At 46.5% G+C, this 12,466-nt stretch carries 9 protein-coding genes; 2 read left to right on the top strand and 7 right to left on the bottom strand.

Annotated elements, in window-relative coordinates:
• Positions 1-86 precede the first annotated feature (86 nt).
• Genes BLU12_RS07300 through BLU12_RS07310 form a run of 3 tightly spaced genes read right to left on the bottom strand, consistent with a single transcriptional unit; the run spans position 87 to position 3,354 of the window.
• Complete coding sequence (locus BLU12_RS07300) at positions 87-1,628, bottom strand: FGGY-family carbohydrate kinase (RefSeq protein ID WP_009201848.1); 1,542 nt, start codon at positions 1,626-1,628, stop codon at positions 87-89.
• 42 nt (positions 1,629-1,670) lie between these two features.
• Complete coding sequence (locus BLU12_RS07305) at positions 1,671-2,699, bottom strand: 2-hydroxyacid dehydrogenase (RefSeq protein ID WP_009201849.1); 1,029 nt, start codon at positions 2,697-2,699, stop codon at positions 1,671-1,673.
• Between the two features lie 10 nt (positions 2,700-2,709).
• On the bottom strand, positions 2,710-3,354 hold the full coding sequence (locus BLU12_RS07310; protein WP_091461716.1) for an L-fuculose-phosphate aldolase: 645 nt from the start codon (positions 3,352-3,354) through the stop codon (positions 2,710-2,712).
• Positions 3,355-3,451: 97 nt separating this feature from the next.
• Between BLU12_RS07310 and BLU12_RS07315 the strand changes: the two genes are divergently transcribed.
• Complete coding sequence (locus BLU12_RS07315) at positions 3,452-4,663, top strand: Tm-1-like ATP-binding domain-containing protein (RefSeq protein ID WP_091461718.1); 1,212 nt, start codon at positions 3,452-3,454, stop codon at positions 4,661-4,663.
• Between the two features lie 18 nt (positions 4,664-4,681).
• The gene (locus BLU12_RS07320) at positions 4,682-5,518 is read left to right on the top strand and encodes a phosphoenolpyruvate hydrolase family protein (protein ID WP_091461720.1); all 837 of its coding nucleotides are present in this window, start codon (positions 4,682-4,684) and stop codon (positions 5,516-5,518) included.
• 79 nt (positions 5,519-5,597) lie between these two features.
• On the opposite strand, the gene BLU12_RS07325 is transcribed toward BLU12_RS07320, so the two are convergent.
• From BLU12_RS07325 to BLU12_RS07340, 4 genes are all read right to left on the bottom strand, one after another.
• Positions 5,598-6,662 (bottom strand): Glu/Leu/Phe/Val family dehydrogenase, encoded by a 1,065-nt coding sequence (locus BLU12_RS07325; protein ID WP_091461721.1) that lies wholly within the window; start codon positions 6,660-6,662, stop codon positions 5,598-5,600.
• A gap of 378 nt (positions 6,663-7,040) precedes the next feature.
• The gene (locus tag BLU12_RS07330; protein ID WP_091461723.1) at positions 7,041-7,931 is read right to left on the bottom strand and encodes a hypothetical protein; all 891 of its coding nucleotides are present in this window, start codon (positions 7,929-7,931) and stop codon (positions 7,041-7,043) included.
• 197 nt (positions 7,932-8,128) lie between these two features.
• Positions 8,129-9,433: a DUF362 domain-containing protein gene (locus tag BLU12_RS07335; protein ID WP_091461725.1), complete on the bottom strand. Its 1,305-nt coding sequence runs from the start codon at positions 9,431-9,433 to the stop codon at positions 8,129-8,131.
• Positions 9,434-9,541: 108 nt separating this feature from the next.
• Positions 9,542-12,349, bottom strand: coding sequence for a UPF0182 family membrane protein (locus BLU12_RS07340; RefSeq protein WP_234945542.1), 2,808 nt, complete (start codon positions 12,347-12,349; stop codon positions 9,542-9,544).
• Between the last annotated feature and the right edge of the window lie 117 nt (positions 12,350-12,466).

Raw genomic sequence — 12,466 nt, forward strand, 5'->3', positions numbered from 1 at the left:
TTCATGCGATCTCGCTATTTTTGAAGGGACAAAAGGAAAGGCACTTGAGATATCCCCTTTTGTCCCTTTGACAAATAATTTCAAGGTTAGAAACGTTGTGTCAGTATGTCCTGCAAAAGATCCCAATCGTCCCACACGTGTTCATACAACCGTCGATACAACGTATAAAAGGCCCTTGCCCGTTTCGTCTTCTCCACATCTGGCTGGTATTGTCTCTCTAATTGGACTGTTTTATTGACGGCATCCTCGATATCTTTGTATAAACCGACAGCTATCCCTGCGACTAAAGCCGTACCCTTGGCTCCGAACTCGGAACCTTTAGGCACTTCCAGGGGAAGCCCGGTCATGTCCGATAGAAGCTGACACCAAAAGGCACTTTGGGCACCGCCCCCCGATATCCTTACTCGATTTACCTTCATGGGGATGTATTGATAACAGTCCATCATTGAAAATCCCACGCCCTCATATACCGCTCTTACAAGATTGTCTCTATTGTGAGTAGCGGTGATCCCGAAAAACTGGGCTCTGGCAGTGGGCTTGACAAAGGGGGCTCTTTCGCCGCTAGCGCTAAGGTAGGGATGATATACCACTCCTCCGGCTCCTATCTCAAGCTTTTTCACGTGCTCTTCTATCACATCGTAGAAGGACATACCTCTTTCTGCGGCTTCCTCTTCGTAGGGCCTCCCCACCTGCGCCAAAATCCAATCGAGGTTGGGCGTTCCCATCATGACTCCCATGGCCCTCACCCACAGTCCGGAAAATCCGTGACACATTGTAAATCCAACGTTCATCGGCTCTATATAAGGACCGTCCATTACTACCTCGTTAAAGCATGTGGTACCAATTATGGAGCAGGCATCGCCAGGGTGTATAGCACCCACGCCGGTAGCCGTGGCGATCACATCGAAGGGTCCTCCTATTACCGGTATGCCCGACGGAAGCCCTAGAAGCGAAGCCGCCTCTTGGCTAAGGGGTGCATGATTTTCAAGGGGAGCTTTTACAGGGGGAAGTAAATATTCATACTTTAAGGTCCCGTACATCTTCAACAATTCTTCCGAATATCTGCGTTTAGCTATATCAAAATGCGGAACACATCCGTCGGTCTCATCTGTAGTGATTTCACCGGTTAATTTGTACTTTAGCCAATCCTTGCAGTACAAGGCCCATCGCGATCTTGTCAAAGACTCCGGTTCGTTTTCGTCGAGCCATTTAATTATTGCAGCCTGAACCCCAGAAAAAAGAACGGAGCCCAAAATCTTATAGGCCTTATCGCTTATGCCCTCTGCTTGCCATCTTGCAATTAAATCTCCCGCTCTTCCGTCTGACCATAAAATGGCAGGACGCACCGGATTGCCCTTTTCGTCAATGAGCCAACACCCATCTCCTTGTCCCGTCACTCCCATGGCGCATACCTGTTTGCCGGGGACGCCGCTTTTTGTGACGGCCTCTTTAATAGTTTTGACTACGGCTTCCCATACTTCGTTCATATCCTGTTCGTCCCAATTTGGCCTTGGGTTTAACACAGCAGTCCTTTGCCTAGCCACTGCCAGCTCATTGCCCTCTTCGTCAAAAACCACGCTTTTGACCATAGATGTGCCCGCATCGATCCCTATCAAAAACTTTTTCATCCCTATCCCTCCTCACTCGGTTTTCACTAAAGATCAAGCGAATCAGCTAAATATTTCTTTATTGACGCAATTTTTTAGCTCTCCCTTATCAAAATACAAATAAAGCGATCCGGCGACCGTTTCAATGCCCCTGATCGCACTTTTTTGCGACGCCCCTGCGATGTGGGGCGTCAACAGGACGTTATCCAGCTTCGTCAAAGGATGATCGGGGGGCAGCGGTTCGGGATCAAACACATCTAAAGCGGCACCCTTTATTTTCCCCTTCGCCAAAGCTTCGTAGAGGGCATCGTAATCCACTATGCCGCCTCTTGCCGTGTTGACGAAATAAGAAGTGGACTTCATCAAGTTAAATTTACTTCCATCCATCATCTTCTCCGTCTCGGGGGAAAGCCTGACATGCAAACTGACCACATCTGCCGTCTTCAAAAGCTCCTCAAAACTTGTGCTTTTGTGTCCTTCTTCTTCAATAATTGAAGGCGTTACATAGGGATCGTAAACTAAAACTTGGCATCCAAATAGGGAAAACATCTTTGCGACGTTACGCCCTACTTTTCCGTAGCCCACTATGCCGACAGTAAGATCGGAAAGTTCCGGGCCGACCTTGTCGTAAAGATATAGGTCGCCCCTCCATATCCCACGTTTTAACTCATAGTGTCCTAAAGCCATGTTTTTCATCAAAGCCAGCGTTGCGCCAACAGTAAATTCGACCACTGCCGATTCGTTTCTGCCGGGACTATTGAAAAGCGGAATTTTCATTGAGGTACAAGCTTTTATGTTGACGTTGACGGGACCTCCCCGTGTACACGCAACTGCCTTTAGTTTTGAAGCAGCTTGTAATAAAGCTTCGGTAACGGGCGCCGTATCGACTACTAAGACATCTGCATCCTTGACTAGAGGCATCAGCTCATCAGGGGTGCCAGAACACTCTTTTACTTCATCGGTATCGTAAAATGGTTCGTTGGGCCAAGGGACTTCGTGTTCGACAAATTCCGCATCGGGAAAATACTTCCTAAACACATCTACGAAGAGAAAGCTTTTTACGAAGCCATCTCCTACAACTAGAAACTTCATCTCGCATCACTCACTTCTGCCCATAGGTCTTAAACTTTTCCAACATCAGATCCATCTCATCATCGGAGAGTATCGTCGGTTCACCAACGCACTTGGCCCTATAGTAGATTTCGCAAACCATCTCAATTATCTCTGCGATACCGAAGGCAGAGGGCATATCGGGGCCAACGGCTATAAGGCCATGATTAGCCAACAGAACGGCGTTGTATTCTTTGCCCATCGTATTATACGCAGCGTCAGCTATCTCCTGGGTGCCGAAGGTAGCGTAGGGTGCACAGGGGACCTTCTTTCCTGCATAGGCTATAAGGTAACTGGCGGGAGGCACATCCCAACGCAAGGTTGCTATGGTAGTGGCAAACATGGAGTGCGTATGGACTACAGCTTTTACGTCCTCTCTGTTCTGATAGAAAATCAGATGCATCCTCCATTCGCTCGATGGTTTTCTAAAGCCATCGACTACTTTGCCTTCAAGATTCATTAAAACGATATCCTCAGGCTTAGTCTCGAAATAATCCATCCCGCTGGGAGAGATGGCCATTAAACCTTCTCTTTTATTAAAAACGCTGATGTTTCCTCCCGTCCCTTTGGTAAGTCCGGCTGTTATGAGTTTTTTGCCATAATCCACTAATACATTTCTTTCTTCCTTCAAAAGCAATTCACACCACTCCTTCTCGAGTATTTTTTTGGATCTTTATAACATATAATAACACTACTACCTTAAGAAAAACTATAACAGGAGGGCGGTGAAACAAATGGCAAAAAATGTGGTCATGATAGGCGCACTGGATACAAAGGGTGAGGATTACGCCTTTGTCAAGAAAAGAATCGAAGCGGAGGATTTTAAAGTTATCGTCGTAGATATAGGGGTGATAGGCGATCCTTCTTTCAAACCTGACATAGATGCCGATAGTGTAGCAAAGGCAGGCGGAGAAAGTTTAGCTTCTTTAAGAGGAAAGGGCGACAAAGGCCTCGCCATGGCGGTTATGACAAAGGGTGCTGCTGAAATCGTGAAAAAGCTTTTTAAAGAGGGGCAACTTGACGCCCTATTTGGCATGGGCGGATCCGCAGGAACGGCCATAATATCTGCTGCAATGAGAGCTCTACCCCTCGGAATTCCAAAGGTGTTAATATCTACTGTGGCATCGGGCGATACTAAGCCTTACGTCGGGACCAAGGACATAGTAATGGTTCCTTCAATTGTAGACGTAGCGGGAGTGAACGCGATAAGCGCAGGCCTCTATTCCAGAGCAGCAGGAGCCCTCACGGGAATGCTCGAAACTGAAGTCCCCAAAGTCGCAACCAAACCACTGATAGCAGCCTCCATGTTCGGCAATACGACCCAGCTGATCAATCAATGCAAGGAGATAATGGAAAAAGAAGATTACGAAGTCATGGTGTTTCACTCGACCGGCACCGGTGGAATGACAATGGAAGACTTGATCGAAAACGACTATTTCGTGGCAGCTCTGGACTTGACTACCACGGAGTTGGCCGATGAGCTCTGCGGAGGAGTGATGTCGGCGGGCCCGAAGAGGCTTACAACAGCAGGCTTGAAGGGCATCCCTCAAGTCGTAGCACCTGGATGTCTTGATATGGTTAATTTTTGGGCCATCGACACAGTTCCCGAAAAGTACAAAAAGAGAAAACTTTACCCATGGAATCCGAATGTGACCTTGATGCGTACCACTCCTGAGGAAAACGCCAAACTCGGAGAGATAATGGCTCAAAGGCTGAACCATTCAAAGGGACCGACCGCTGTCTTCTTTCCTCTAAAGGGCCTATCGCAACTTGACTCGCCGGGAGGAGAATTTTGGTGGCCCGAGGCAAACGAAGCGCTCCTTAAGTCATTGAAGGAAAATTTGAGAAAAGACATTCCCCTCATAGAAATCGACGCCAACATAAATGACCCAATATTTGCCAAGGCCGTGACGGACAAAATGTTTGAGTTTTTATCAGGTAAATAAATCTGGAGGTGAATAGAAATGCCATTCATAACAAGAGAGGAAGCCTTGAAAAGGTTGCGTTCGAACGTAGCTGCAGGAAAACCAATAGTGGGCTGTGGTGCGGGAACCGGGATTTCCGCCAAGTTTTCGGAGGCCGGCGGAGCTGACTTAATCATAATATACAACTCGGGCAGATATCGTATGGGAGGAAGAGGATCCTTGGCAGGGCTTCTCCCCTATGGTGACGCAAACGGCATAGTCGTGGAAATGGCTTCTGAAGTTCTTCCCGTCGTAAAAAACACCCCCGTTTTAGCGGGAGTATGCGGAACCGATCCCTTCAGGCTCATGAAAGTATTCCTAAAAGAGCTCAAGGAGATGGGTTTTGACGGCGTTCAAAACTTTCCGACTGTAGGACTGATCGACGGAGTCTTCAGGCAGAATTTGGAGGAAACGGGAATGGGCTACGACCTTGAGGTTAAAGCAATTGCTATGGCCCACGAATTGGATATGCTTACCTGCCCCTACGTCTTCGATGCCGAACAAGCCATCGCCATGACAAAGGCAGGCGCTGACGTCATAGTTGCCCATATGGGGTTGACCACAAAGGGAAGCATAGGAGCCAAGACAGCTTTGACGCTCGAAGAAGCAACAAAACGCGTTCAAGACATACATGACGCAGCGAAATCGGTCAACCCGGATGTAATGGTAATATGCCACGGAGGACCCATCGCTGAACCCGAGGACGTCGAGTACATATTCGCCCACACCAAAGGCATCGTGGGATTCTTTGGCGCATCGAGCATGGAACGCATACCCGTAGAAAGAGCTATAAAAGAACAAGTAGAGCGCTTCAAATACCTAAAGATAAACGCCTGATTCAGGCTCTATCGATAGCCATCTAAAAAGAGAGCAGGCAAGCCGACCTGCTCTCTTTTTAGTTAACTGTGCTTTAATACTATTTTATATATGTGCTTTTTACCTTTGCCAATAAATTTATCCTATTTTCAGCCAGCCTGTCCGCTGCTTTGTACGTTGGTATGTTTTCCTTCTTTGCAATCTCTATTACCTCCAAAACAGCATCGTACAGGGCTTCAACTTTTCTTGTGGCTTTTTCCTTTATGTATCCGCCCGGCTCCAGCTCCGCAGCAACGTTAATTACGCCTCCGGCGTTGATAATATAGTCCGGCACATAAAGGATGTCCTTTTGTTGCAAAATATCTCCGTGCCTTTCTTCCTTGAGCTGATTATTGGCAGAACCTGCTACTATTTTACATTTTAGTTTATTTATGGTGTCATCGTTGATGATTGCGCCAAGCGCACAAGGTGCGAATACGTCACAATCTGCACCAATTATCTCATCGGGTTTTACTGCCTTTGCACCCAGTTCGTTCACCGCTCTTTTTACGTTTTCTTCGAAGATATCGGTCACGATAAGTTCCGCTCCAGCTTTCTTCAGGAATTTTGCCAGATTAAATCCCACATTCCCTACACCTTGGATCGCGACCTTTCTGCCAGCTACATCGTCTCTTCCGAAAACTTCCCTGCAAGCTGCCTTTATTCCCTGAAATACCCCCAGGGCCGTAAATGGAGACGGATCACCGCTTCCCTCTCCCAACCCGGCAACATATTTGGTCTCCATCCTTATATATTCCATGTCTTGTACATTCGTACCCACGTCTTCCGCCGTTATATATCTGCCGCCCAGAGATTCGATGTACCTGCCCAATGCCCTGAATAACGCTTCCGATTTGTCCTTTTTAGGGTCTCCTATTACGACAGTCTTGGCCCCTCCTAGATTTAGGCCGGCTGCAGCATTTTTATATGTCATACCCCTGGCGAGCCTTAAAGCATCCTCGATGGCTTCATCTTCGGATGCGTAGGTCCACATGCGACAACCCCCAAGGGCAGGCCCTAAGGTCGTATCATGAATTGCAATGATGGCCTTTAAACCTGAGGCCGCATCATGACACAAAACAACCTGCTCGTAATCGTACTTTTGCATGTAGCCAAATATCTCCACCACAACTACCTCCTTCGATATTTATAATCCTATAGTTATCTCAAGAACAAAGCTGTCTGACCTAATAAAGTATCGCTATTGCATGACAAAATATATGAACAAATCCCGCATCTGGAATGCCCAAACATTCTTCAAATTATTACATACAATAATATTGCATGTAATACTAAATATACTATGAAACGATAAAAATGTCCAATCGGATTTTATTTTCTCAATTTAAAATGATTCTTTGTAAAGATATATTGTCGTACTTTTTGCTCAAATTGGGGCGATCGCAATAAGGCATATATACATAAAAAACAAGACAGCATCCAACGATAAAATGGATGCTGTCTTGTTTTTGTTTGCCAAATTAAATCGCTTTAAATTACACCCCTAAAAGATCACCCACAAAACGAAGGTCATTATGAAAATAGCCGTCGCAGGAGGGTCAATGTGGGTATCGCCGTGTATGACAAAGGTACGAGAGGCAAATTCACCTACAAAAGCTGATATTACGCCCATCAATGCACCAATGAACAAAGAACCGCTGAAAATCGCCGCCAATGAAGCGATAATCGTCATATGATGCGTAACTGGAACGTTTATCCCAAAACAGAGGAACACCAAAGTTGCAGCCGAGATGCCGAATCCTACAAAGGCTGCCGCAGGGAAGTATGCTTCATTTATTCCTATAACAGCAAGAGCATACCATGCTGTGACTAAGCTAACTCCCAGAGAAATCATAAAAAGTTGACCGAAATCCTGCTGGTGGGGCACCCACACGTCGTTTCCTCCCGGTGTAAATCGACCTCGGGCCTTAGCTTCTTCGCTCAACGTGCCAAATAGTCCTGTTTTTCCAAAGGTCAAACGTACTATGGCGTTCGACAAAAACACCGTTAAAGCTACATTATCGGTGAAGCCTGCTGGAAAAATTGTATTGAAGACAGAAACCAAAAGATAACCTAAAATACCAAAGAGACCGCCCACCAACAATGCCATGGGATCCTTAAACCCAGCCCCTCCGGAGACTATGTCCTTGCCTGCTCCGTGTATGCCCTTCTTAGCGGCATAGGCAACAGCGGCAACACCCCCGCAAAAGGCGACGTGAGGGCCGAAGACAGGGCCAAAAGCTACATTAGAAATAAAGTCAAAGGAAGACCCCCCAAGCACAGCTGCTGCTCCAACCAAAACAGCAAAACCGGTGAACACGAAAGCAGGCAGCCCGCCTAAAGCCGCACCAAATACTCCACCACCGAAAGAAGCAAGAAGCGTAGCAAAATTCACCTTTGTAACCCCCTCTCAAAATATTGTACAAAACCGCAAGGGAACAACCAAAAAGCTCTATCCTGAGACATCACCTCCCAAGATAATTGCTTTAGTTTCCTATTTTATCTTCTCTATTCTCTCTTCAAAAATAGGAATTGTAGATGTGATACTAAAAACTCAATGGCTCAAGCCGGCTGGCTTGAGCCATTGAGTTTTTACGCCTTTCCTTGGGCAAAGGCCTGAAGATCGGTGTTTACTTTTGAGAAAACATAAACGGGAGCACAACCTGGGTATGTAAAGACTTTCTTTGCAAGCTTCATCGCTTCTTCGACCTTTTCCTTGGAAGGGAAGTATTTCCAGCAGTCACCTAAGACAAAAAGATTTTTGCCTTCTGCATAAAGTGGATCGAAGTCAGGTACTCCACCTGCAATGAAGACGCATTCGCCTTTTTCTGCAACCATCTTTTCCACGTCAATTCCTGTGTTCTTGAAGGAATCGAGAGCTCCACGTAGATACACGTAACAACCTGGACAGGTTTGCTGAATTATTACCGTTAAACCTTTGTATACCCCAACAGGGTTGTCATTAGCCCGTTTAAAAAATTTCCTAACATCCTCCAATTTTTCACCTACTACCTCAATGGAGGCCAAATCACCCACTCCGAGCCCCTCTGTAGCTGCTATCCTAACGGCCGGAATTTCCCCTGGCTCAAAACCCATGATATACGAAGTGACTGTGTCTACGGCCACCGTGTCCCTACCCGCTATTATCAAATTCATCTCGATCGGCGTTCCCGCATGTGGTCCCTGTCCCTCCATGCCGATGATCCCATCGATTATAGTAAGATCCGCCTTTCTAATTCGCAGCATATCAGCAAGCTTTTGTCCTAAGTCTATCCTGTGGGCACCCTGTTGCTGTCCGCTTGGGTGCCTGTTTGGAACGATGCCGTTCCAATTTTTTATGCCTAAAGTAACGGTCCCTCCAATATGGACCTTCATCTTGGGCAAATTAATGACGACATCTGCATCCAGGACAGGTCTAAACACTTCGGCTTTTTTAAATACCTTTCCTTCCGGGATTTCCACGACAACAGTGGATTCTTCATCGAAGTAGATAACCTTATCCGCCCCACCGCGAATCGCTGCCTCTTCCATCCCCGATTCCTTGAAGGCTGGTTTTGCCTTGCCAACGTGAAGCCCTAAAGAGGGATTATCACCTACCCACACTTCCGCAGCTTTGGACTCCTCTTTCAGGAAAGCCACTACTGCTTCCACCGTTCTGGGATCTACTACGGCAAAACTTTCAGGAGGTGCTTGAAATGCCAAATTGGGCTTAACCAATACCCTATCCCCTGGTTTAACTATGGCATCGATGCTTCCCAGGGACAACTCCACGGCTTTCTTGACCGCCGCCTTTATCGCTGCTACGTCTTCATCGTATCTCACAAATTTACCGCCCATAAATTCCCCGTTTCCCTTTATTCCGTTTGCCTTAACGACAGATACCTTTGCTTTTTCCATTTATATCTCCCCTCCTCAACTTGTATATCCATAGCTACCCCTATCAATCCTTTGGATAATGATATCATATTTCTGGGACAACACGCTACAATAATTTTCCAACAAAACTCAATCAATTAAATTATATTCATCTCCGATCTCGTCTTCCTGCAAGGGTCTCGTCAAATCGTCCAGGCGCTGCAAGTAACCTTCCAGGCGCTTTAAAGCTTCTCCGTACCCTGCCCAATCGCCCCTTTGCAATGCTTCTTCTGCTTCATTGTATGTTTCCCTAGCCCTCCTTACCAATTCCCCGAGGGTACCGCCTTCAGGCAAGCCCTCCGATTTGTACAAAGGAGATTCTGCCGCTTTAGTTTCCCTTTCGTCCTCAACTCCAAATAAATCGCTAATTACGTCATCGAAGCGCTCTCCCCAAACTACGCGGCCACCGGCCGCAAGGATTATCCTCTTGAGTTCGGGAAGATCGCTGTTTTCTGCCCTTAAGTAGAGAGGTTGCACGTACAAAATCGAATCCTCCAAAGGGATCACCAGCAACCTTCCAAATATTACGTCCGAGCCTCTCTGTCCCCACAAGGAAAGCTGTGCCGATATCTCGGGATGTTGATTTATCAATGCCTCTATCTGCTGGGGGCCGTAAATCAATTTCTGCTTCGGGAATACATAGGCCACTAGCTGACCGTAAGCATCTCCATCGCAACGCCCCGCTAACCAGGCAATCATATTGTTCTTTCCTGTGGGGAGATAGGGCGTGACCAAGACATATTCAGCCCTCTCCTCTTCTCTCAGCTTCGTGACGATATAATAGGGCGATGCTTGCGATCCTCCGTGTGTGGGGAAGGACCAGACGTCTTCTCTGTTGTAAAAGGTGTTTGGGTCCGTCATGTGATACACGGCAAATATTTGAGCCTGCACTTGGAAAAGGTCCATGGGATAACGTCGATGGAGGATCAACTCAGGGGGCATCTCTTCCAGGGGCTTAAACAGATCGGGAAATATCTTATTCCAACTGAGGATCAAAGGATCCTCAGGATCGGAAATGTAAAACTCAACGTTACCGTCATAGGCATCAACCAGAACTTTTACGCTGTTTCTGATGTAGTTAAAACGTATCTTTCCGGCTTTGGTCGATAGAAGTGTTGGCTGCGAATAGGGATATCTGTCGGTTATGGTGTAAGCGTCCATCACCCATACAAGCCTTCCGCCCATCACTGTAAGGTAGGGATCTTGATCGAAAAGCAAAAAGGGCGCAATACGCTTAGCTCTTTCGAGTATATTCCTGTAATACATGATCCTACTCTCCGACGTGATTACGTCGGTAAAAAGAATTTGAGTATCGCCAAAGCGAACGGAAAATGCCAACCTGCGTAATAAAGAATTAACGGGAACTCCTCCGCTGCCTTCATAGGTGGAGCGGACGTTCTCGTCTCCAGCGGGGTAGTCGAACTCTTGAACCGTCGTTTTTACCAGAACATAATAATCGGTCATTTCTCCGTAATATATTTGAGGATATTCAATGGAAAGGGGAATGGTCATCCTGGGAGGCAAATCTTGAACGTAAAATACGGGCAAACCCGTTGGGGTTACCTCATTGACAGGATTCATTACTATACCATAACCATGGGTAAACTCGAGATGCATATTCACCCATGTAGGGTTTTGAAGCTGCCGAACGTCTAATTCCCTTGCGGCGAGCATCACCTGCCTGGGCACTTCGCTTTGTAAATAGTAGCGATCTATATCGATGTCGGGGAAATCGTAATAGGTCCTAATTTCCTGAAGTTGCTTGTAGCTTCTAAGCAAGGGGCCGTAATCCCACAACCTTATGTTCTCTATGGTTTCGATGTTTTTATTAAGGTCTTCCATCGTCACTCCGTCTTTGGGAGTGATATGGCGCACTACTACATCGTCTAACCCGTATGCGCGTTGCGTGGCCAGGATGTTATGTCTTATGTAAGGGCTTTCCCGCTGAAATTCGTTGGGCTCTACAACATATCTTTGAATTACCCCTGGATATATGCCCCGCAAACCAATTGTTCCAACGATCCATACTCCAATCAAGACTGCTATGAACTTCCAACTTTTGCGTCTAGCAGCTATGGGGAGAAAAAGCCCGATGACGGCGACGGCTGTGGCAAGGACGTTTAAGGCCAACAGGCGAGCATGCAAGTCTGTATATCCCGCTCCGTAGACGACGCCCAGGGGAGAAAAGAGAAGTTCGTAACGGTCAAACCAATACCCCAACGACAACAAAAGCATTAAAATGCCGGCCAAAATCCCCAATTGCAACCGCTCTCGCGCCGAAAGGGGGATTTGTCTGTAGGACTCCATGTCAACTCTTCCCTGAGCTCTGGCGATAAAGAAGATGAAAGCCGTACCTATCAACGAAATCAAAAAGACTTTAAACAAAAGACTTTGTGCATACCTATAAAAGGGGTATTGGAATATATAAAATCCAATATCTTTATTGAAAATTGCATCTTTTGCGTCAAAGGGCATTCGATTCAAAAACCTCAAGACCATCGCCCACTGATCCTTTGCCCCGAAGGCCAAAGCAAGTGCAACGACTAGGGCAAAGGCGTTGATCAACATCTTTACCCGAGGCAGGTTCAAGGGGGAATCGAAAAAGACCACAGCTTCCAAGGCCGTCTTCCTTGCCCGCATTAAGCTAAATCTGATGATACCCAGGGAAAATATGAAAACGAATCCAAAAAGCAGCCATTGAGGCCAGAACTTTTTCCAAAAAACAGCAGCGTAATCGAGGGCATCGTACCAGATAAAATCCGTATAGAATCGAACAAAGGGAACAAAACCTAAGATAACGGCCAAAATAACGATGGGCAGAACGACTCCGCAGCCCATGTTAAGGGATGGCCCGCCCGGCCAGCGGCTTCCAGTTCTGTCTTCATTACGATAATTCATCATTTTACCTCCAATTATCTTTATTGGTTTCTCAATCAGCGTTACATAACGGTTTTTTGATATCTTTTACAAGTATGTTACCATTTCCCTTGCACATATGGCGACATCAATTTCTTT

Origin of the sequence: Acetomicrobium thermoterrenum DSM 13490, from assembly GCF_900107215.1 — a bacterium.
GTDB lineage: Bacteria > Synergistota > Synergistia > Synergistales > Acetomicrobiaceae > Acetomicrobium > Acetomicrobium thermoterrenum.

Coding starts and splice junctions, on each gene's coding strand:
- BLU12_RS07300 (WP_009201848.1), bottom strand. CDS start 1,628: ATGAAAAAGTTTTTGATAGGGATCGATGCGGGCACATCTATGGTCAAA.
- BLU12_RS07305 (WP_009201849.1), bottom strand. CDS start 2,699: ATGAAGTTTCTAGTTGTAGGAGATGGCTTCGTAAAAAGCTTTCTCTTC.
- BLU12_RS07315 (WP_091461718.1), top strand. CDS start 3,452: ATGGCAAAAAATGTGGTCATGATAGGCGCACTGGATACAAAGGGTGAG.
- BLU12_RS07320 (WP_091461720.1), top strand. CDS start 4,682: ATGCCATTCATAACAAGAGAGGAAGCCTTGAAAAGGTTGCGTTCGAAC.
- BLU12_RS07335 (WP_091461725.1), bottom strand. CDS start 9,433: ATGGAAAAAGCAAAGGTATCTGTCGTTAAGGCAAACGGAATAAAGGGA.
- BLU12_RS07340 (WP_234945542.1), bottom strand. CDS start 12,349: ATGAATTATCGTAATGAAGACAGAACTGGAAGCCGCTGGCCGGGCGGG.